We start from the raw sequence: 20,848 nt of genomic DNA, 5'->3' as shown, positions 1-20,848 counted from the left end.
CAAAATATCGGCACATCCAATTGGGGTAGTGCTTTTTCAAGTGCCGCTCATAGAAGATAAAAAATCCTTGTAGTTCCTTCGTCATTGTTATTTTGTATGACAAAAGGCTCCTCGTCTGAAGAGGCTTTCTTTTGCCATCACTCCTCCTTTACTTCAAGCTTAAAGGAAGTGATGGTATTTTTTACACTGTTTTTTATAGGATGTCCTTGACATGGGGTCCTCTGTACTGGTAAGCATGCAAATGTTTTTTGACACCATACCCCAGTGCATTATCAGGAACTTTACTGGCGTAAGAAACATCGTGACCAAAGTTAGCCAAAGAAATAGCTACATTAGCTTCGCCACCACCATAGTGGGCTAGAAGTTGATGACTTTCACCTAAGCGATCTCCGACTGGTGTGGAGAATCGTAGCATAATCTCTCCTAAAGTAAGAATGCGCCCCATAGCTACTTACCTCTGATTTCTTTCAACTTATCTGTATAAGCCTGCGCGGTTTCTTTTACTTTTGCAAAATCACCACTGGCTACAGGCGCAAGTAGATTCCCACCAACACCAACGGCTACAACTCCCGCTTCAAACCAGTCACTCATATTTTCCAAGCTAACGCCACCAGTTGGCATAATATTTACATGTGGTAGTGGCGCCTTAAACGCAGAGATCATCTTCGGACCAAAAGCACTTCCAGGGAATAGTTTAATGATATCTACACCAGACTTCAGAGCAGTTTGCATTTCAGTAATCGTTAAGCATCCTGGCAAATAAGGGACTTGGTATAAGTTGCAAAGTTTAGCCGTTTCCGCATCAAAACATGGACTGACGATATATTCTGCACCAGCTAAAATGGCTAGACGAGCAGTGATGGCATCTAGGACTGTTCCTGCTCCAATGACGACATCATCACGGTCTTTGTAGATTGCTATTAATTCAGAAATGACATCATTTGCCTGAGGAACAGTATACGTTAGTTCAATTCCTACAATACCACCATCCACAATGGCTTGACTGGCTTTTAGTGCTTCTTCTTTGGTGTTGGCACGGACTACAGCAATCACACCAGCATCTTTTAATTTTTTTAAAATGCTCATTCGTTTCATATAAGTAGCTCCTTTTATCACTTGTTAACTCGTTAAAGCTTCTTCCATTTGGCTTTTTGCTTGCAACATGGCAGAAATGATTTCTTGTACCCTTTCTTCGCTTGCTCTAAATTTTGGCATACTTACGCTAAAAGATCCTTCTAAGTCATTTCCTTTTTGAATTGGCATTGCCACACAAAAACAGTCTTTCTCCATTTCCTCATCATCAAAAGCAGTTGCCGTTTTACGGATACGGTCAATTTCTTCTATTAACTGTTGGGGTTCAACGATGGTATGCTGCGTGTAGGCATGCAGCGGAGTTTCTGCTAAATAATTTGACAATTGCTCTTCCGTAAAGGAAGATAAAAATATTTTTCCCATGCCAGTACTGTATAATGGTCGGCTCATGCCAATCTTGGAAGACATAAAAATAGACTGATGTTTGGGCTCTAGCTTGTCAATGTAAATCAATTCGTGTCCATTGGCAACGCCTAAATGGATGGTCTCATCTACTTTAGTTTGTAGATTTTCTAAAATTGGGCCGGAAATATCTTTTAACTTTGATTCTTCCATGTATTTATTGCCATATCTCGCCATGGCTGGACCAATAGTATAAGTTTTGTCCTTATCATTCTTAGTCACAAAACCAATTAGGTTCAATGTCTCTAGAATTTTCAGAGTGGTTGACATTGTCATTTCTGATGTTGCTGCTATATCTTTTAAAGTAGGTGGAATCTTGGCTAAGGATAAATAATCCATTATCTTGGCTGCTTTTATTAGAACGGTTCCATATGGTTGTTGTTTCGTCATTGCTTGCACCTTCTCCTATGTTCATTTCACATTATTGTAGGTTTAGTATAACACGATGACTAGATGCTTTCAGTTCCATAAACTTCAATCTGTGTCAGAGCTGGAAATGGTGAATTGTCTTCATGCTTAATGAGATTTTTCAGAGTAAGATGCGTGACGCTCGTTTCTGAAAATTTAAAATATTGTCTATCCAGTTGATTAGTGGTTTGTAAAATATGTTCTTTCCCATTGGATAGTGCCAACGTCAACTGGGTCCAGTAACTATCATGTGGATAATCTCCCCGTAAGACTAAGGCGATACTGTTAACAAGCACTTCTCTGCCAAAATCAATTGTAAGTTCAGCATCTTTACGTTGATTAATCCCCCAAGATTGATAAGGATAGGAACCATGATCCTGATTGGCTAAAATACCATCGATAGCATTGCGAGCAAAGAAGGTTGAATCATTGCGAGTTTCCACATTGGCATAGGCATGAGGATAAGCCCCTGACTCATCTTTTTGATCGTGGGCATTACGTGCCAAATTTCGCTCTGAATATACTTGAACTTCCTCTGGTAGCCAAACACGAATATAGTGTCGTTCACCAAGAAAGGCTTTTGGTGAATAAGCTCGTTTTAAATTTTCATCAAAGATGACGGGGTACTTCCAAGTCAATTGTCCCATATAAATTAAGCTAGCTTCAATAGCTTCATCTACTTGTACCCAAATATGCTGATTAGCTTGGTCTAGCGTCACCTCAATATAGTCACCCTCTTGATAAACATAGTCCTTAAATGCCAAATAGGCTTCTTGATGATGGCAAGCCTGAGCAATGACGTTTGTATCATTTTTTAAAGATAAGGTTATCATTGAATTATCACCCCATTTATTTTTTGATAGGTAAGTCATTGTAAATTTAAAAATTATGCTTAAGGTTGTTTGCCAATGTAAGCTAAAATACCACCGTCAACGTATAGAATATGACCATTTACAAAATCTGAGGCCGGTGAAGATAAGAAAACAGCAGAGCCTTGTAAATCTTCAACAGTACCCCAACGAGCAGCAGGCGTACGGCCAATGATAAACTCATTAAAAGGATGCCCATCTTCTCTTAAAGGTGCGGTTTGAGGTGTCGCAATATAGCCCGGTCCAATGCCGTTACATTGAATATTATTGCCACCAAATTCAGCACAAATATTTTTGGTTAACATCTTTAAGCCGCCTTTTGCTGCAGCGTAGGCACTAACGGTTTCACGCCCTAGTTCACTCATCATGGAACAGATATTAATAATTTTACCATGACCTTTTGCGACCATATCTGGTAAAACCGCTTTTGACATGATGAACGGACCATTAAGATCGATGTCAATCACTTGTCTGAAGTCTTCAACCGTCATTTCTGTCATTGGTGTCCGTTTGATAATCCCTGCATTATTGACTAAAATATCAACAGAACCAACGTCCTCTTTAATCTGCTGGATAGCGATTTTCACAGCTTCTTCATCGGTTACATCAAATACATACCCTTTCGCATCAATCCCTTTTTCTTGATAAGCCAGAGTTCCTTGTTGAACAGCCTCTTCTGTCAGACTATTAAAAACAATCTTAGCACCAGCTGCTGCTAGAGCCTCTGCAATACCAAAACCTATACCATAAACCGCCCCTGTCACAAGTGCTACTTTCCCGTCTAAGCGGAATGAATCCATGTTAAATCCAGTCATTGTCATTTCTCCTTTTATTTTAAGTCGTTCATATCAATCATATCCATATCATCATAAGTAATATTTTCGCCACACATAGCCCAAATAAATGTGTAATCTGCCGTTCCAACACCCGTATGGATTGACCAACTAGGTGAAATGGTGGCTTGTTCATTACTCATGACCAAGTGTTTTGTTTCATCAGGCGCTCCCATGAAATGGAAAACTTTAGTATTAGGATCCATATCAAAGTATAAGTAAGTTTCCATACGACGTTCGTGTGTGTGACATGGCATGGTATTCCAAGCTGAACCCTCCTCTAAAATGGTGTAGCCCATTTGTAGTTGGCAAGATTCACAGACATTAGGATGAATATATTGGAAAATTTTACGTTTGTTCAATGTTTTCGGGTCACCAGTTACCATTGGAGTGATAGTATCAATAGAAATTTTGACATTCGGGTAAATTTTATGTGCTGGAACTGACACGCAGTAAAATTTAGCTGGGTTATCTGGGTCATCTGATTTGAAGCGAACATCTTTCGTTTCTTTTCCTATATAGTAACCATCTTGCTTTTTCATACTTTCTTCTTTGCCATCAATGATAATACTACCTGAGCCACCAATATTGATAACCCCCAATTCACGGCGCTCCAAGAAGTAGTTGACACCCAACTCTTTAGAAAGCTTAATTTCCAACTCATCAATGGTTGGAGTTACTCCACCAAAAATCATGCGGTCGTTGTGGGTGTAGGTTAATAAAATTTCTCCAGGAACAAATAACTTTTCAACTAAGAATTCCTTTCTTAATTGCTCCGTCGAAAAATGTCTAATCAACTCTGGGCTACTTCCATATCTTGTTTCCATCTTCATCAAAAACACTCCTTAACCTTTAATTATATTTCTTATTTGGAAATCAATTTTCCTTTAAAGAAATGTTCAATGTCATTATATCTAATCTAAAATAAAAAGCAAGCCTTTTCAAAGCTTATTTTAAAGGAAGTTTTCTTTTGTATTGTGATGCAATCAAAAAGAAAAAAGGCACTTTCCTATTTAGAAAGTGTCTTTTTCCAATCTGTCTACTAATCTTCATGAAATACAGAAAAATCTGTCAATTCAATTCCTCGTTTTTTAATTTCCTCAAACATGTCTGGTGCTGTCAGTAAGGCGTATTCTGTCACACGTTCGTCTACATAAGATGAATACTTTTGAAGTTCAGGGTCAATAAAGGCTGGGTGACAGTTCATCTCAGTAATCGTTCCTGCTTGGCTAGCTCCCACTTGGTCTATAATGGATAAGAGTTTTTCTTTAGTAACCTCTCTAGCGTAGAAGGAAGCAAGTATGGTATCTGGACTTTTGATATTTCCATAATCTACCGGACTATCTATGCTACCAAGAGTTGGACTAACATTTCGCATAGGTAATTTATATTTTTCACAGAGTTGTACCGCAATCTCAAAGAGTTGTTCGTTTTTTCCATGGACATAATGATGTGAGTCGATATGGTCAGGCGTGTAACCTAACTGATAAAATCTTGCAATTTGTGCATCCCACTCACGGTAAACCTCATTCAAATCCACCAAGGATTCTAATTCATACTGTGTATGGAAGGTCACCTCTGCATTTACTAAAGTTGGCACATCTTCCCTATCTAGAAGCGGAGAAAAACCTCGCAGACTCAAGGTCAAGTGGACTCCAACAGGTAAATTTGGTGCCAAAAGATTTCTTATTTCCATGGCTTCCTCGAAAAAATCCGATACAGTAAGAGCAGTCGTCGATGTAACAATACCCTTTTTATAGGCTTCAATAATTCCATAAGTAACCCCAGGTGTATAAGCAAAATCATCCGCATTAATAATCAAATACTTTTTATGAGCTGTCATAAGAAACCCTCTTTCTTATTTTTTGAATAGATTTGACTCGTTACAGTGGTAAGATATTCTCATTTGCCTTCTTCTCCAACCATGTTTCAATTCTATTATAGCCCAAATTGTAATCTTATATCCATTCTTACTTCTGAAAAGTCACTTGAACACTATCTTTGCCCAGAGTTTCCTCAAGTCCACTGATATCTTCTATGTACCCCAGGGGAATATAGGTATAGGAATTGGAAAAAGTTTCATAAAACAATACTAAGTTGCTGTCTGACCAAAGATATAATTCCCCAGCGTTAATAGTTGAAGGCATGTGGGTTTGTGTAGATGTCACAGAAAAAGGTAAACTAGTCACCTTTTCTTGTGAGGCATAATCATCCATAGTTAGTGTGAGTGGCAGTTGTTCAATAAAAGTTCTTGCTGTTTCATTATCCTGCATGAGTGCCTTAAAATTCTTTCCATTCACTTGAATAGTGATAGGTAGTAGATTATTTTTCATTGCCTCTTCTCCTGTATCTACTCTTTCCTCCATAGTGGAATTTGAGTTGGTCTCTGTCATTTTACTGATAGGCAAGTCACTCTGCACCACATGACTTGAACAGCTGGTCAAAAGAATTAAGCACACAATGAACATTAGACTAACAATTGTTTTTCTCATATATGTCCTCACTCCATTTATCTAAAAATATGACATTTGATACTTAACAAATTATTTTATAGCTGTCGATTAGTCAATAGCTTTTATTAACTTGGCAGGTACACCACCAACAATCGTATTTGCGGCAACATCTTTTGTTACTACTGCTCCTGCTGCGATAATAGCTCCGTCACCAATTGTTACACCAGGCAATACCGTTACGTTTGCACCAATCCATACATTTTTACCAATGATAATCGGTGCTGGCTTTAGATTTCCTCGCTTTTCTGGATTCACATCATGATTTAGCGTAGCCAGCACTGCATTATGACCAATTAAAGAGCCATCTCCAATAGTAATCCCTCCTTGATCTTGAAACTTGCATCCCGCATTAATAAATACATTTTTTCCTATAGTAATATTTTTTCCGCAGTCTGTGTAAAATGGCGGAAACATTGCAAAAGACTTATCTATCGGTTGTCCAGTAATCTTTTCCATAAGACTAAGAACCTCTTCTGGAGTATGGTAACGATTGTTCAGCTCACTAGTTAAACGCATGGCTTCATTACTGAGCTTAACCATAAAACGATGTGCTTCTGACCCTCCAACAACCGATTTTCCTTGATTCATCTCATCTAAAAATTCTTGTAAATTCATACGGATTCTCCCCTTTAACGATATTGTGTGTGCTGTGACTTATCTTAATAATAGGATAAGTCACAGCACACACAATATCAAATACATATAGTATATACTCTCATATACTTTAAAAGTATATGACGATGTGCTACTATGGCTATGAGGAGGTGCATTATGGACATTAAAGTATTGCAGTATTTTCTTGCAGTAGCACGAGAAGGTAGCATAAGTAGGGCTGCTGAGCAATTGTATATGACTCAGCCCCCATTGTCTCGAATGTTAAGGGATCTTGAACAAGAATTAGGCAAGAAATTATTTATTAGAGGAAACCGGAACATCACATTGACAGATGAAGGTATACTTCTCCGAAAAAGAGCAGAGGAAATGCTAGACTTATTAGAGAAAACCAAAGCTGAAATTAGTAGCACAAATAATGAATTGAGCGGAAATATTTATATAGGTGGCGGTGAAACAGATAATATGCATCTTATTGCCAAAAGCATCAAAAAACTTCAAGAGAAGCATCCCAATATTCAATATCATTTTTACAGTGGAAATGCTAATGACGTTATGGAACGTTTGGATAAAGGATTATTAGATTTTGGCATTATTATCGGTACCGCTCATATTCAAAAATATGATTACCTCCGTCTACCGACTACAGATACATGGGGTTTACTTATAAGAAAAGATAGTCCACTGTCAGAGTTGGATAGTATACAGTCAGAAAACATAGAGAATTTACCACTACTGTGTTCAAGACAAGCATTAGAGGGAAATGAATTATCAGGATGGCTTGGGGAGCATGCTAAGCATCAAAAAATAGTAGCCACTTATGACTTGATTTATAATGCGGCTATTATGGTAGAAGAAGGCTTGGGCAATGCCCTCTGCTTGGATAAACTTGTTACTACAAGTCCATTTTCAACACTTTGTTTTAGGCCTTTAGAACCACGATTAGAAACCCCACTATATATTATTTGGAAAAAGTATCAAGTATTCTCAAAACCAGCTGAAACATTTTTAAGAGAATTACAAGAGCAATTTCTTGTATCACCTAAATGACTACTATTTGATTAAACTTATTTTCCATCACGATTCCATGCACCAAAATATTCCTAACTTACTTTAGGAAATCACACAATATCAGCCAAACTATCTAGGTTGCTTAATTTTTTATGCACTCTTACTAAGACATCTTTTTATTTTGACTAATTACTATTCAATTCTTCGAACACAAGAGGGATATCTTCAACTAAGGTTGGTAGATTTTTTCTAGGAATTTCAATTCTACCTTTTAATAAGCCTAATTTTGAATGTCCGCCTTTTAAGACGATGGTTCTTTTATGATAGTTTGCAGTGTCACTATTTGCAAAGGTGACAAGTTTGCCATCTTCTCCAAAATAAGTGAAATGCTGATATTGGGCAACTACATCTTCTCCCACCAATATGGTGAAGTTAACCATTCCATTAATATTCTTGTCACGTACGGTAAAGTTTGGTAAATCTAGAATGGCAATTTCGGTTTCACTTGCAATAACCTGCAATTGATCAACTGTTACATCTTGATTCTCTGAAACAGCAATCAACTGATATGACTTCATGGTATTTGTCATTCGCCCGAGCCACCCACCCATAAAAAAAGCTATAATGGCAACCAAAACAACCACAGTGATACTATTCTTATTCATGTCATTCTCCTCCTTAAAACCCAATTAATAACGTTTACATTTTCAGTTTACCCAATAACCACCATAAAATCAACTTAACTAAGGACAGCTCATAGAATGACAAAAAAATTTTAACCTTCTTAAGATATTCAAAGAGATAAGGCGCAACGTCAAATGATGGCTAAACAAGAGGCTGGGCAAAAAGTCTATGCTACCATTCATTCAACAAAAGAGTTTGCAAGAAAAGAAACAGGAACGAGAACGGTGGCGTCGCCATGATACTAACCTCACAACTTAGCTAACTACGTATCTATAAGGAGTTGGATAAAAAGTCCAAATGGTAACCAAATAAAAGAGTTCCCCAGAAATCTATCCGTACAGAACGGTGTATAGCATAGCTGACGTACAGTGGATGTTTCGGCTTCAGCCGATTACAGACACGTAGACAGCTAAGCCAGTGAGACCAAGGCTCACGGCGGTGCCACCGTTCCCATTTCGGATAGATTTCTGGGGAACTCTTTTATGATTTAGAATGCTTTTTTTATTACAGACTTTTTACCCAGCACTAATCTAAAACTTTTTCTTTGGATGCTTTTCAATCACTTCAGGATGGTTGGCAAGAACTTTTTCACCTAATTCAGTTAAGTGATAGCCTCGAATATCAAAATATGGGGCTAATTCCTCTTCGGTAAAGTTAGCATGAATACTTTCTTCAAGCTCTCTTTTGGTCATTTTTGATAGACCTGCCACACCTTTATCCTTCAAGAATTTCTTAAGCATTGGTGCTGTTAGATGGTCTAAGGAATCTAGAGCTCTTTCTTCTACTACCATTCCTTTTTCGATTAATTCAGCCATGGCTTGTTTGCCGTTTACCCCATACATATGCTCAAAATATTTTGAAATAACCGTTGTCGTCGTATAAGTCCCGAATTGTACTCGCCATAGAACAATGATATGTCCAGGAAGTAAGCCTTCTTCTAGCATCAGCATATTCCGTTTTGGAACTAATTTACTTGAAGATAATTCAACTTGTGCTAACCAGTCGTTAAGGTCTCGTTCTGGTGAAATATAGGGCATTACTTGATAGTCTTTATACAAGTCTTTGACACGCTCTATTTCTTGCGGAGTACCGTTCCACTTTTCTTTTGCCATCTAATCAAACTCCTCTAGGAAAGTATTTACTCTCTTCATTATAACGAGGACTTTGCTTTTGGACAAGGTTAATAGTTAGTCGTCTAGTTGACCAATGTAGGCCACCATCTCTTTGATCTTTTCAAACTCTGAGCTGGTTAAAACATTGATCAGGTCCCCTTGCAATCCAGCAAAAGCTTGTGGGACTTGGTAAGCATATTGATACTCTAGTGGGAAATGTTCTTGAATTTCTTCTTGCGAATGAGCATAGTTTTTTGAAAATCTTCTTGAAGCCGCTAAGCAATAATGGGAATTAGGACTTTGTTTTTTGATCTCTTGTCCCGCCACCATAGCTGCATACAGTTCATAAAGATTGATGTGATGGGCTTTATTATACACTTCAATGGTAAAACCACCTGCTGGACGGTTATTGTATTCTAATGCCACATAATCTCCGTCTGGCATACGGAAAAATTCAATATGGAAGAAACGCTCCTTCATGCCAAACGTCTCCACAATCGCTTGTCCATACTCTTTTAATTTAGAGTCAATCTCTTTTTCAATATAGAACGTATTGTCTAAACCTTGTGCTACCACGCTTAAAGGTGTGTAGAAATAGGTCAAGCTAGTAGAGAATACAATATTCCCATCTTTGTCGACCAAGCCATCAAAGGTACAAACATCTTGTGAGTCAATCATTTGCTCAAAGAAGTATGGACTATCTTCATTCCACTCCTCTAAAAAATGCTGTAGATCTTGTTCTGATTGAAGTTTATAAGTTCCCGAACCACCAACACCATTGTCTGGTTTGGCAATAAGAGGATAGCCCAATTTTTGAACAGCTTTCTTGCCCTGGTTCTTGCTCTTAACAACTATACCTTCAACAACCGGTACACCGGCTTTTTTAAATAGTTTTTTCATAGCAGATTTCAGCTTCGTTTTTTCTAGCTCCTTGCTTTTAACACCAAAAATATTGAACTGTGTCCGCAAAGCAGCATCTAGTTCTAACCAATATTCATTGTGGGATTCGATTCGGTCAATTGGCCCATACTTATGGAAGAAAAAAGCCACTGCCCGAACTACTTGATCCAAGTTTTCTAAGTCATCAACCCGATAATATTCCGTTAAGGCATCTTTTAAAGCTTGGTCTAACTGATCATAAGGCTCTTGACCAATACCCAAAACTCGTATTCCTTTATGACTCAATTCAATAGAAAAATTTTGAAAGTTTTGTGGGTAAAATGGTGAAATTACAATAAAGTTCATATGGTTACCTCTTTATCTTATGCTTATGTGGTAGTAGATTTGTGGTTCTTAAGTCAACAGTTTTCCAAGGTAGTAGGGCATTTGTTGGCGCCACCAGATCCAATCATGACTAACATCATGACCCCACTCATCGAACCAAGCAGGAATTTGTTTATTTTCAAAGGCTGATTTTAAGGTATAAAATGATGGCAACCCCTCATCTTCCCATGCTCCTAGACCAGTACAAACCACAATGTCTGCACTTCTATAATGGTCCAAAAACCATGAATCTGTTTGGTTCCACAGATTATCTGCTGGAGAATTCAAATATAACAACTGATCCGATTGATAGTCTCCAACAAAGTACCTCACATCATATACCCCACTAAGAGCAATGACCTTAGAAAAAACATCAGGATGCTGTAAAAAAATATTGACAGCATGGTATGCTCCCATTGAGCAGCCCGTCACCATCATAGGGTCAAACCAAACTGCCTTGTGTTTAATAAAAGGGATAGCTTCTTCAATAACATATTTTTCATATTGACCATGCATTACAGCTCTGTCATGACTATTTTTCCAATGACACAACCAGGACTCGTAGTCAACAGATGCCAAGGTATAGAATTGAACTAGTCCATTCTCAATAAACCATCGACAAGCTTCAATCATACCAAAATCGGCATATTCATTATGACTGCCTCCTGAAGACGGGAAAACTAAGATAGGAATCCCCGAGTAACCATATCGATTGAGCGGCATTTCTCGGTTTAAATGACCACTCCAATGACTTAACCATTCTACGTGCATAGCATTCGCTCCTTAATATGTTGCCTATTAGACACTTTCCATTACATATGAAATAATTTCTTCTACCTCTGCAGGAGTTGAAGCGGTAATAGCAATAAAAATATCCCCCATGGATGGGGCAAACAGATCTGGAATTTGTTCAATCAGTTTACAAGCTGTTTGGTACTTTTGTCTGATGTCGTCCAAATGATGTTGATAGTTTATATGATTTCTTCTGGCGATACCAACTCCGTACTCTTGATGTAAATTGAGTGTTTCAGGTAATTTTCCTGTCAACATTTGGGCATAAATTGTATAGAGGTCACAAGAATAGGCGTAGTTATAGAGATCCAAGATATATCCCCCAGCAGGCCTATTATTGTATTCTAAAGCGATATAATCGTGATTTGGCAAGCGGAAGAATTCAATATGGAAGAAGCGCTCCTTCATGCCCATCTCTTTAACAATCGCCTTCCCATAATCTGCTAGTTTAGGGTCAATTTCCTTTTCCACTACTGTAGCATAATCCAGTTTGTCTCGCAGCAACTCCAAGGCTGGGCTCGTGTAATAAAAACTTGTCTGAAAGACGATAGTGCCATTCGCATCCACAAGGCCATCAAAGGTACATAGCTGGCCATTTTCAATATAGGGTTCGACAAAGTATGGTACTTGATCATCCCATTGAGCTTGAAATGTCTCTAATTCTTCATGATTGCTTATTTTGAAGGTTTCTTGTGCCCCAACACCTACATCTGGTTTTAAGACAACGGGGAAGCCAAGCTGTCTTAGGGCATTGGTTAGTCCCGTTACGCTTTTCACTAGCCGACCTTCAACAACTGGTACTCCAGCTTTCTTGAAAACTTTCTTCATTGCTGATTTATGCTTAGTTTTCGTCAACTGATTCGATTTAAGGCCAGGAATATTAAACTGTTCTCTTAATTGAGCATCAAACTCCAACCAATATTCACTAAAAGATTCCAGTCGATCTATCGGGCCATGTTTAAAGATTAAAAAGGCAACAGCACGCTTGGCTTCTTCTAAGTCCTCCAGGTTTTCAACACGAAAGTACTCCGTGAGGCTTTCCTTTAATTGATCTGGCAATTGCTCATAAGGTTCCTGTCCTAGCCCAAGCACATTTACTCCTTGTTCTTTTAAACTTTTTGCAAAATATTGATTAGCTTTAGGAAAATGTGGTGATATCAAAATAACATTCACCTATAACGCCCCCTTTAATGGAAAATTCTATCGTTTATTATTTTTCGATTAGAATACCATTAATAATTGAAAAACTCAATGATTTGTATATAAGTTCTTAGAAAAATCACCAATCTTGGCTTAAAAAATGTAAACAGCTTGGCAAAAAATGTGCCCAAACCTCTTCTTTGTGTTCAGCATCTGCCACCAAATGGAACTCAATATGCGCAAGCGGGATGCCCGCTTGCAAGAGTTGACGAAAATATAAAAGTGATTCGTCCATATAGGCTTGTTTAACATTGCCATGGTAAAGTTCTTGGTCAGTCTCGTCTGCCTCTTGGGTACCAACTTGGATAAAGATACGTTGATCTGGATCTAATTGCGTCTTGCCAATCAAACGATTGAAAGGCTCTCTAGTTAAAAAATTGGCAGAAGAAAAAATACCTAAGCCACCAATTTTTTCTTGAAACTCAACCCCCATAAATTGTGTAATATTGGCACCTAATGAACTACCAATCATAGCGGTATGAGCTTTGTCAGCTTTAGTTCTGTATTGACTATCAATAAACGGTTTGACTGTGCCCATAATAAAATCAGCATAGTCTGAGCCCTTCCCTCCCAGATTTTTATGGTGTAAATGGTGCCCTGAACCATATTTCCAAGCAGAATATTCATTCATGCGTTCATGACCGTCATTGTCGATACCTACAACGATCATTTTAGCTAAATCTGGATTTTTCTTGATAGCATGAATCATCTTCCAAGAATGTCCTGAGTAGGATTCTCTACTGTAGAAGACATTCTGCCCATCATGGAGGTAGACAACGGGGTAGGACTTGTTTATGTCTGCTTCATACTGCTTGGGCAAGAGTACCCGAATACGACGTGTCTTATGGCTGTAAGGCACTACCAAGTCGTGACTTTTTAACTGCAAATAATAATAAGATTGACTCATAACTTTCTCGCTTTCTTTGTTGATTTATTAAATAGTACTGGGTAGAGAATCACTGATAAGTACATATAAGTTTTGGCTATAATAGAATCTCCAGCTCCTTTGTCGGAAATAGCGGTGTTTCGCATAGCTGACGCACAGTGGCTGTTTCGACTTTAGCCGATTTACAGTCATATAGACAGCTAAGACCGTGAGACCTTGGCTCACGGCACCGTTCTGATTTCCGACAAAGGAGCTGGAGACTTGAATATCTATGAAGGAAAATTTTTTTATCTAGTCCAAATTTTTGTTTATTTATACCAATCCAAAATGGACAAATGCTTTCCATAATCCATCTTCTTCGACATCATCTGTAATGTAGTCAGCCATGGCTTTGATTTCTGGACCACCATTTCCCATGGCAACACCAACCTCACAGTAATCTAGCATAGGGATATCAATCTTTGCGTCTCCGAAAGCAAACGTGTCTTCTTTGGACGCCCCTAAATGGTCTAAAAGCACTTCGATAGCATGCGCCTTAGTGATATTCTCAACGCCAAGATCTCCAAAAAGGGCTGTTTCACCAACACCACCCCAAGTTCCTGCCTTAAGGTGCGGAAAGGCTTTTTTAGAATCTAGATGATCTTGATAGGAATTTAAGACAAAACTAACTTTGTTAAGGTCGTCTCTGTATACATCTGCACCAAAGATCATTTCAGGAAAGGCTGTACGAACAGTGATGTGTTCAACATCTTCTTTTCCTTTTGATTTAGAGTATGCTTGGACAGTTGGACGACCTACCTCCTCAAAATTCTGACTGGCATAAAGTCCTGAGTTGCTTTCCAAATAGAATTCTAGATTTCTCGCCTTTAACCAATCCACAATGTTTTTACTATCTTCTTTTGAGAGAACTTGATGCATAATCACCTGACCGTGGTCTTCAACATAAGAACCATTTCCACCTATCATACCATCTAACCCAATATCCCAGATTTCTGAATAAACTTCAGATTTGCTGCGGCCGGTGCTGATATAGACTAGGTGGCCATTTTGCCTAGCTTGACGAATAGCTTTTATAGCTGATTCTGGGATACGGTTATGGTAATCAACCAGCGTTCCATCAACATCTAAAAATACAACTTTTACCATTCTACTTCCCCCTATTTTATCCCGCTCTTGAACCATTAGGAACGGGTTTTTCTGGTTGCGCTAAAACAGGCACTATCCCATCTTGGTAGCCAATATCAAGCAGTATGCCTTGCGATTTAATACCAAACATTTCTCTAGCTGATATGTTAACTACAAATAAAGCTTGTTGCCCTTCAATTTCTTTAGGATTGTTCCGTTCTTCTTTCATGCCAACCAATATGGTTCGTTGAAAGTCTCCAAAATCTACTGTTAATTTGACTAATTTATCCGATTGAGTAACACCTTCAACTGAGAGAATTTGTCCAACTCGAATATCTACTTTATCCAAATCTTTCAGGCTGATTTCTGGTTTTACTGATGGCATAAAACATCTCCTTTCAATTGGCTTAAGCTTATAGATAACTTCCTTTTACGACAAAATAAGAGCCACGAATGGTACCAGCTAATTTCGATTTTTGTCTAGCAAATTTGAATTTCCCTTCAAATTCTTGAGGGATTTCCATACCGTCTGACAACTTAAAGCCGACCGCTCGTTTGCCAGCATCATCTAGTGAATAAAGAACATTAATAGACAGGCCATTTTCATAAAATACATATGACCAGAGGACTCCGTCTACTTGAAATTGACTAACTTCTAGAGCTTTATATGAAAAGGTTAGGTCACGTTCTTGCAAAACCTTTTCAATAAAGCTTAGTATTTCCGGAGCTTCTTGGGCTCTTTGTGTGGTAAATTCATGTTTGTACTTGTTCCAAAAATAGCGTGCTTCATTCGCTCTTAAACCTGCCAGAGCTCCAGCACAAGGGGAGCTTTCTAAGCCTGCTGTAGAAACCTCTTTAAAATTTATGACTCCTGTCACTCTTCAACACCATCCTGTACGCTCTCAAACTTGGCTCTCATGGTTGGATTGTTCTTAGTCAATTTTTTGACAGTTAGTTCATCCGCCTTGTTATTCGCGATACGTAGGTTGTTTTCTGATGAAAGTAAGGCATCTTTTGTTTTTTGCAGATGACTGATGGTTTTATCAATCTCATCGATGGCTGTTTTAAACTTTCTACTCGCTAACTCATAATTTCGTGCAAAAGAAGTTTTAAAGACATTGAGGTCTTCTTCAAAATTACTAATATCAATGTTCTGCTCTTTCATGAGAGCAGCTTCTTGTTTGTATTTGAGAGCATTCATAGCAGCATTTCTAAGTAAGGTAATCATTGGAATGAAAAATTGTGGTCTAATAACGTACATTTTTTCGTAAGCATAGGAAACATCAACAATTCCATTGTTATAAAGGTCATTATCTGCTTCTAAGAGACTGACTAAAATAGCATATTCACAGTCTTTCTCACGTCTATCCTTGTCCAATTCCTTTAAAAAATGCTCATTTTTCTTTTTAGTGGCTGTCTCGTCGCCTTCATTTTTCATTTCGAACATGATGGACAAGATTTCAAGCCCGTTCTCATCGTATTCTCGGTAGATATAATCACCTTTGCTGCCAGTTTTGGCATCATTGTCCTTACTAAAAATAGCGTTGGGAAAAGCAGTCATTCGAATGGAATTGAATTGGTATTCACAGTGTTGTTCCAAACTCTCACCGACCATCTTAGTCGATTGCTTTGCTTTAAAATCTTTGTAAAAAGCAATGGTATCGTCTTTTTGTTTCAATTCATATTCATATTTTTCTTTGATGGTGCTTTGACTTAGTTGGTATTCTTTTTCTTGAAGGGTGTATTTGGAAGTCAATTCGGCTAACTCTTTTTCTTTTTCAGAAATAGCTTGCACCAACTCCAAAGCCTTCGTTTGCTCAATAGCCTTGTTTTGCGACTTCAACTCAGCAATTTCTTGATCCATTTGAGCTTGTTTTTTTTCATGCTGTCTTTCTAATTCGGTCTTTAAAGCAGCCTTCTCCATATCAAATCGAGCAAGTTCATTTTTCAGTGATTGAATTTCTTGTTCCTTCGTTGATAAAACTTCTTGAACAGCATGGGTTTTCTCATTCTCAAATGCTTTGGTCTGTGTTTCTAAAGCTATAATCAGCTGGTCTTTTTTTGCCAACTCTTTTTGAAAATCACTTTTGGTTTGCTCTTTCATTAAACTAAGCTCAACGTCAAACTGTTGTTTACTCTGTTCCAATTTTTCATGAACTGACTCATGAAATTCTTTGTTTCGTACTTGGTTCAAGATATCGGCATAACTAGCCTCATCAATGGTAAATTCTTTACCGCAATGTGGACACTTAATCTGATTCATTCTTCTCCTCCTAAACGTGTAAAAATTGTCACCTTCATTCTAGCATATTTCCATCTAATCACAAAAATCCTTGTCTAATTAATACAGGACTTGGACAGAAAATCCATAATGACTAATAGTTACTTTTAAAGCACAAAAGAATTTTTCAAAAAAAAGGTTATCAGAAATAACGGTGTAAAGCATAGCTGCCGTTCTCATTTCTGATAACCTTTTTTGCAAAATTCTTTTGTTTAAATAATAGCATGGACTTTTTACCCAGCCCCAACAATCACTGTGTGTCAGTTATGCTAAACACCGTTATTTTTGACCTAGAGTAGTTAGAAACTCTTTTGCTACTCTAAAGCTAGTATTATTCATTAGAATTTTTTACTCTGTTTCCCTTACCAACACCATTTATAAGTCAATTTCCAAGAGGATTGGTGTGTGATCTTGTCTGGTTCCTGAGTCAATCATGTCTGATTTGATAACTTTATCAGCACTAGCTTGACTGACTAACCAGTAGTCAATTCTCCAGCCTGAGTTATTAATCTTGCTTGTTTTAGCTCTTTGAGCCCACCAAGTATAGACAGATGGCACATCTCCGTGCAAATAGCGGAAAGTATCCGTGAAGCCTCTGCCCAATAAGTTTGTAAAGCCTTGACGTTCCTCATCCGTAAAACCAGCAGATTGGCGGTTACTATTCGGATGGGCCAAATCTATCTCCTTATGCGCCACATTGAAGTCACCTGTTGCTAGAACAGGTTTTTCTTTTGCTAAAGCTTCCAAGTAATCAGCATAACTTTCATCCCATAATTGGCGCTCTGCTAAACGTCTTAATCCATCCCCTGCATTGGGTGTGTAGACTTGTGTTACAAAAAAATTGTCAAACTCTAAGGTCATAATACGTCCTTCATCATCCATAGTAGAAGGTGCCCCAATTTTTGGATAGGTAACAAGCGGTTCTAGATAATTTTTGTAAAGAAACATAGTGCCGGCATAGCCTTTTCGTGCTGGCTCTTGAGAACTGCGCCAAACGACTTTATAATCGCCAAATAAGTCTTCCAAAGACTCTAGGTGTTTTTTTGTTGGTCCAGCTGCGGATAACTTAGTCTCTTGAATTGCGATAATTTGTGGGTCAAGTTCGGCTATTTTTTTTAGGACATCTTTTGATAATTGTGCTCGTGCTGAATCACTTGTCAGTGCAGCATTTAATGAATCTATATTCCAAGAAATTAATTTCACTGATATTCTCCTTAATTAGCTTATTGGTTTGTAGAAATTAGATAACTTCTAAAATCCATTGTATCATGCTCCATAAAGAAAAGGAAAAGATTGTGATTCATCATCTTCCATAAGCTAGCAAAAAGTTCATAAGGATAAATCCCTTGTCTAAATCACAAAAGAGGATTCAGCTATTTTTGATCAGAAATAGCTGAATCCTCTTTTGTTAGAATCTGAAAACGAACTTTTGTCCATGCTCTGAGAGGCAAAAGCATTTTTCTATTCTGTTTGATTTCTCAACCAGTTGAAGGCATCATTTGCCCAGTCTCTAACGCCCTCAAATAGCTGACGACCAGTATCTTGTGCTTGTTGGAGCCAATCATTTCCACTAGATCCCGTTTCTGTTTGGTTATCGGATTGTCCGGCGGCAGTCACAGTAAAGTCAGTTTCTGGTGTAATTGATAAGAGCCCTGACATCTCCATTTGGAAGAGAGGAGCGATTCCGCCACTACTACTTGCTGCCAAGAGATGTTGTGATGAATCGTCAAAGCCCATCCAAGTGGCAACAACAATATTTGGCGTATAACCTATCATCCACTGGTCTCTGGAACCAACTTGGTCGGACACACTTTCTGTTGTCCCCGTCTTCCCTGCAATCTGGTAGTTGGTTGGAGACGCATGAGAGCCCCCTCCGCCTGGGGCAAAGACTGCTAAAAGCATACTAGTCATTTGATCGGCTACTTGCGGACTGGTAACACGGTTTTGCTTAGGCGTTGTATTGTCTACAATGATAGCCCCCGTAGCATCTACGATTTTAGTAACAAATCTAGCCTGACTACGAAGTCCCGCATTGGCAAAGGCGGTATAGGCTGATGCCATTTGAATTGGCGACACCCCTGCTGTCAAACCTCCTAGAGCAATTCCTAGATAATTGTCGTCGGCAACTGTCGGAATCCCAAACTGGTGCACCTTATCAATTCCTTTTTGAAGTCCGATTTGGTCTAAGAGCCATACTGCTGGAGCATTCCAACTTTGGCTAATAGCTTCGGTCATGGTTACTTTTCCTTGATAAGCAAAATTCCAGTTTTCTGGAGTATACTTGTCCTCTCCATATGACAAGCGTTCATCGGTTAAAAGGGATTCAGGTGTGTACCCTGCTTCCAAGGCGGCTGTATAAACAGCTAGTGGTTTGAAGGTGGAACCTGGTTGTACATGCATTTGGGTAGCACGGTTAAATCCTCTAAAGGTATGGTTGTCTTCTACGCGTCCACCAACTGTTGCTAGGACATCACCCGTTGTTGGGTCAAGGGCCACAGAAGCTCCTTGGACCTTGGTACCATCCTCGGCATCTGGAAAGACCCAGTTATTGCGGAAAGTATCTTCCATATCGTACTGCAATTGTTGGTCTAAGCCAGTGTAGACTTGGTAACCCTTATCTAATAAATCTTCCTCACTAATCCCATAGTTGTTGACAATCTCATCAATAACCGCATCAAAATAATAAGGATAACGATAGGACGAACTAGCCACATAGGTATCCGCAAGATAAATGGTTTCCGATGCCGTAGCATCAGCCGTTTCTTGAGAAATCTTACCATTATCTGCCATCAATTGGAGAACTGTTGCTCTTCGATTAATAGTAGCGTCCAGATTGTCAATTGGATTATAGTAACTCGGTGCCTTCAAAGCACCTACTAAAATACTAGCTTCCGAAACTGTTAAATCTGAAGCCGGCTTACCAAAATACCGTTTAGCAGCATTCTCAATTCCATAGGCACCATTTCCAAAGTAGGAATTATTGAGATACATTTCTAATATTTCATCTTTGCTATAGCGTTTTTCAATCTCAAAGCTTAAAAATAGCTCCTTGGCTTTTCTCCATAAGGTTTGGTCGGCTGTTAAGTAGGCATTCTTAGCTAGCTGCTGGGTGATGGTTGACCCACCACCGACAATCTCACCAAAGTTGGTCACGTAACCAACTAAGGCTCTCATAATTCCAATCGGATCCACCCCATGATGGCTGTAAAACCGCTTGTCCTCCGTTGAAACTAAGGCATCAACAACATTAGATGACACTTGACTTAAAGGAACAAACTCTCCTTTAGCCACATTCAGTGTTCCAGCTTCTTGAGAGGTTCGGTCATAGACAATCGTCTCTTGGCTCAAGCCAGCCTTTAACTTACTCACATCCGCCGTCTTGGCAGAATAAACCAGATAGCCGGTCACAAGAGTTATCAAGGTCAAGATAAAAGCCATCAAAAGCTTGGTCAAATGGTACTTTTTCCAAAACGTTACCAGTCCAACAACAGCTGGGTTGGATTTAAATTTCTTAGTCCATTTTTGGGACTCCTCCACCTCATGGGCTTGTGTCCTAGAATGAATTTCTTGCTCTGGTGATGATTGGTTTTCTGTTTGTAATTGATTATTTTTATTAGTGAATTTTTTAAACATAAGAGTCTCCTTTTAGCTTGGCAAAAATAAAAGCTTACGGTATGGGGGTTAGGCAAAAAGTCCATAATGACTAATATCTTTTGTTTAAAAAGCAGCATGGACTTTTTACCCAGCCCCTTATTGGAGCCCAAA

Annotated in this window: 21 protein-coding genes and 1 pseudogene; 1 reads left to right on the top strand and 21 read right to left on the bottom strand. The window is 38.6% G+C overall.

Annotated features, from left to right (window positions below; translation table 11 throughout):
* Positions 1–229 precede the first annotated feature (229 nt).
* From NPA36_RS07695 to NPA36_RS07655, 9 genes and pseudogenes are all read right to left on the bottom strand, one after another.
* Positions 230–445: pseudogene (locus tag NPA36_RS07695) on the bottom strand (PfkB family carbohydrate kinase); the annotation flags it as partial.
* 2 nt (positions 446–447) lie between these two features.
* On the bottom strand, positions 448–1,095 hold the full coding sequence (locus NPA36_RS07690) for a bifunctional 4-hydroxy-2-oxoglutarate aldolase/2-dehydro-3-deoxy-phosphogluconate aldolase (RefSeq protein WP_256945544.1): 648 nt from the start codon (positions 1,093–1,095) through the stop codon (positions 448–450).
* Between the two features lie 24 nt (positions 1,096–1,119).
* The gene (locus tag NPA36_RS07685) at positions 1,120–1,884 is read right to left on the bottom strand and encodes an IclR family transcriptional regulator (RefSeq protein WP_256945543.1); all 765 of its coding nucleotides are present in this window, start codon (positions 1,882–1,884) and stop codon (positions 1,120–1,122) included.
* A 59-nt stretch (positions 1,885–1,943) separates the two neighbouring features.
* Complete coding sequence (locus tag NPA36_RS07680; protein ID WP_256945542.1) at positions 1,944–2,735, bottom strand: hypothetical protein; 792 nt, start codon at positions 2,733–2,735, stop codon at positions 1,944–1,946.
* A 59-nt stretch (positions 2,736–2,794) separates the two neighbouring features.
* The gene (locus NPA36_RS07675) at positions 2,795–3,586 is read right to left on the bottom strand and encodes a gluconate 5-dehydrogenase (protein WP_256945541.1); all 792 of its coding nucleotides are present in this window, start codon (positions 3,584–3,586) and stop codon (positions 2,795–2,797) included.
* A 14-nt stretch (positions 3,587–3,600) separates the two neighbouring features.
* Entirely contained in the window at positions 3,601–4,440 is an 840-nt protein-coding gene (gene kduI, locus NPA36_RS07670) for a 5-dehydro-4-deoxy-D-glucuronate isomerase (protein ID WP_256945540.1), read from the bottom strand.
* A gap of 206 nt (positions 4,441–4,646) precedes the next feature.
* Entirely contained in the window at positions 4,647–5,447 is an 801-nt protein-coding gene (locus NPA36_RS07665) for a carbohydrate deacetylase (RefSeq protein WP_256945539.1), read from the bottom strand.
* Positions 5,448–5,574: 127 nt separating this feature from the next.
* Positions 5,575–6,096, bottom strand: coding sequence for a cyclophilin-like fold protein (locus tag NPA36_RS07660; RefSeq protein WP_256945538.1), 522 nt, complete (start codon positions 6,094–6,096; stop codon positions 5,575–5,577).
* Between the two features lie 69 nt (positions 6,097–6,165).
* Entirely contained in the window at positions 6,166–6,732 is a 567-nt protein-coding gene (locus tag NPA36_RS07655) for a sugar O-acetyltransferase (RefSeq protein WP_328516871.1), read from the bottom strand.
* Between the two features lie 156 nt (positions 6,733–6,888).
* Here NPA36_RS07655 and NPA36_RS07650 point away from each other — a divergent pair, with 156 nt between their 5' ends.
* The gene (locus NPA36_RS07650; protein WP_256945537.1) at positions 6,889–7,779 is read left to right on the top strand and encodes a LysR family transcriptional regulator; all 891 of its coding nucleotides are present in this window, start codon (positions 6,889–6,891) and stop codon (positions 7,777–7,779) included.
* A 146-nt stretch (positions 7,780–7,925) separates the two neighbouring features.
* Here the strand turns inward: NPA36_RS07650 and NPA36_RS07645 are convergent, their stop codons facing one another.
* The 12 genes from NPA36_RS07645 to NPA36_RS07590 all read right to left on the bottom strand — a co-directional run bounded on the left by NPA36_RS07645 (position 7,926) and on the right by NPA36_RS07590 (position 20,716).
* On the bottom strand, positions 7,926–8,405 hold the full coding sequence (locus tag NPA36_RS07645; protein WP_256945536.1) for a hypothetical protein: 480 nt from the start codon (positions 8,403–8,405) through the stop codon (positions 7,926–7,928).
* A gap of 549 nt (positions 8,406–8,954) precedes the next feature.
* Complete coding sequence (locus tag NPA36_RS07640) at positions 8,955–9,536, bottom strand: hypothetical protein (protein WP_256945535.1); 582 nt, start codon at positions 9,534–9,536, stop codon at positions 8,955–8,957.
* A gap of 75 nt (positions 9,537–9,611) precedes the next feature.
* Complete coding sequence (locus tag NPA36_RS07635; protein ID WP_256945534.1) at positions 9,612–10,781, bottom strand: ATP-grasp domain-containing protein; 1,170 nt, start codon at positions 10,779–10,781, stop codon at positions 9,612–9,614.
* 48 nt (positions 10,782–10,829) lie between these two features.
* Positions 10,830–11,570, bottom strand: coding sequence for an esterase family protein (locus NPA36_RS07630; protein ID WP_256945533.1), 741 nt, complete (start codon positions 11,568–11,570; stop codon positions 10,830–10,832).
* Between the two features lie 27 nt (positions 11,571–11,597).
* Positions 11,598–12,764 (bottom strand): ATP-grasp domain-containing protein, encoded by a 1,167-nt coding sequence (locus tag NPA36_RS07625; protein WP_256945532.1) that lies wholly within the window; start codon positions 12,762–12,764, stop codon positions 11,598–11,600.
* A gap of 106 nt (positions 12,765–12,870) precedes the next feature.
* Positions 12,871–13,698, bottom strand: coding sequence for an alpha/beta hydrolase (locus NPA36_RS07620; RefSeq protein WP_256945531.1), 828 nt, complete (start codon positions 13,696–13,698; stop codon positions 12,871–12,873).
* 291 nt (positions 13,699–13,989) lie between these two features.
* Positions 13,990–14,823: an HAD family hydrolase gene (locus NPA36_RS07615; protein WP_256945530.1), complete on the bottom strand. Its 834-nt coding sequence runs from the start codon at positions 14,821–14,823 to the stop codon at positions 13,990–13,992.
* Positions 14,824–14,839: 16 nt separating this feature from the next.
* Complete coding sequence (locus tag NPA36_RS07610; RefSeq protein WP_256945529.1) at positions 14,840–15,187, bottom strand: tRNA-binding protein; 348 nt, start codon at positions 15,185–15,187, stop codon at positions 14,840–14,842.
* A gap of 28 nt (positions 15,188–15,215) precedes the next feature.
* Entirely contained in the window at positions 15,216–15,680 is a 465-nt protein-coding gene (locus tag NPA36_RS07605; RefSeq protein ID WP_256945528.1) for a phage tail protein, read from the bottom strand.
* On the bottom strand, positions 15,677–17,065 hold the full coding sequence (locus NPA36_RS07600) for a DUF2130 domain-containing protein (RefSeq protein WP_256945527.1): 1,389 nt from the start codon (positions 17,063–17,065) through the stop codon (positions 15,677–15,679). Before NPA36_RS07600 ends, NPA36_RS07605 begins: the two co-directional genes overlap by 4 nt.
* Positions 17,066–17,458: 393 nt before the next feature.
* Positions 17,459–18,286 (bottom strand): exodeoxyribonuclease III, encoded by an 828-nt coding sequence (locus tag NPA36_RS07595; RefSeq protein ID WP_256945526.1) that lies wholly within the window; start codon positions 18,284–18,286, stop codon positions 17,459–17,461.
* Positions 18,287–18,544: 258 nt separating this feature from the next.
* Entirely contained in the window at positions 18,545–20,716 is a 2,172-nt protein-coding gene (locus tag NPA36_RS07590) for a transglycosylase domain-containing protein (protein ID WP_256945525.1), read from the bottom strand.
* Positions 20,717–20,848: the final 132 nt, after the last annotated feature.

Source organism: Granulicatella seriolae (genome assembly GCF_024543085.1).
GTDB lineage: Bacteria > Bacillota > Bacilli > Lactobacillales > Aerococcaceae > Granulicatella > Granulicatella seriolae.
Note: the sequence above shows the minus strand (reverse complement) of the source record. Positions and strands in the feature narration are given on the sequence as shown.

What these genes read in the sequence shown, in the direction of transcription:
- NPA36_RS07645 (WP_256945536.1), bottom strand. Translation starts at nt 8,405, where the DNA reads ATGAATAAGAATAGTATCACTGTGGTTGTTTTGGTTGCCATTATAGCT.
- NPA36_RS07660 (WP_256945538.1), bottom strand. Translation starts at nt 6,096, where the DNA reads ATGAGAAAAACAATTGTTAGTCTAATGTTCATTGTGTGCTTAATTCTT.
- NPA36_RS07635 (WP_256945534.1), bottom strand. Translation starts at nt 10,781, where the DNA reads ATGAACTTTATTGTAATTTCACCATTTTACCCACAAAACTTTCAAAAT.
- NPA36_RS07675 (WP_256945541.1), bottom strand. Translation starts at nt 3,586, where the DNA reads ATGACTGGATTTAACATGGATTCATTCCGCTTAGACGGGAAAGTAGCA.
- NPA36_RS07690 (WP_256945544.1), bottom strand. Translation starts at nt 1,095, where the DNA reads ATGAAACGAATGAGCATTTTAAAAAAATTAAAAGATGCTGGTGTGATT.
- NPA36_RS07590 (WP_256945525.1), bottom strand. Translation starts at nt 20,716, where the DNA reads ATGTTTAAAAAATTCACTAATAAAAATAATCAATTACAAACAGAAAAC.
- NPA36_RS07615 (WP_256945530.1), bottom strand. Translation starts at nt 14,823, where the DNA reads ATGGTAAAAGTTGTATTTTTAGATGTTGATGGAACGCTGGTTGATTAC.
- NPA36_RS07610 (WP_256945529.1), bottom strand. Translation starts at nt 15,187, where the DNA reads ATGCCATCAGTAAAACCAGAAATCAGCCTGAAAGATTTGGATAAAGTA.
- NPA36_RS07640 (WP_256945535.1), bottom strand. Translation starts at nt 9,536, where the DNA reads ATGGCAAAAGAAAAGTGGAACGGTACTCCGCAAGAAATAGAGCGTGTC.
- NPA36_RS07680 (WP_256945542.1), bottom strand. Translation starts at nt 2,735, where the DNA reads ATGATAACCTTATCTTTAAAAAATGATACAAACGTCATTGCTCAGGCT.
- NPA36_RS07630 (WP_256945533.1), bottom strand. Translation starts at nt 11,570, where the DNA reads ATGCACGTAGAATGGTTAAGTCATTGGAGTGGTCATTTAAACCGAGAA.
- NPA36_RS07620 (WP_256945531.1), bottom strand. Translation starts at nt 13,698, where the DNA reads ATGAGTCAATCTTATTATTATTTGCAGTTAAAAAGTCACGACTTGGTA.
- NPA36_RS07600 (WP_256945527.1), bottom strand. Translation starts at nt 17,065, where the DNA reads ATGAATCAGATTAAGTGTCCACATTGCGGTAAAGAATTTACCATTGAT.
- NPA36_RS07655 (WP_328516871.1), bottom strand. Translation starts at nt 6,732, where the DNA reads ATGAATTTACAAGAATTTTTAGATGAGATGAATCAAGGAAAATCGGTT.
- NPA36_RS07685 (WP_256945543.1), bottom strand. Translation starts at nt 1,884, where the DNA reads ATGACGAAACAACAACCATATGGAACCGTTCTAATAAAAGCAGCCAAG.
- NPA36_RS07650 (WP_256945537.1), top strand. Translation starts at nt 6,889, where the DNA reads ATGGACATTAAAGTATTGCAGTATTTTCTTGCAGTAGCACGAGAAGGT.
- NPA36_RS07665 (WP_256945539.1), bottom strand. Translation starts at nt 5,447, where the DNA reads ATGACAGCTCATAAAAAGTATTTGATTATTAATGCGGATGATTTTGCT.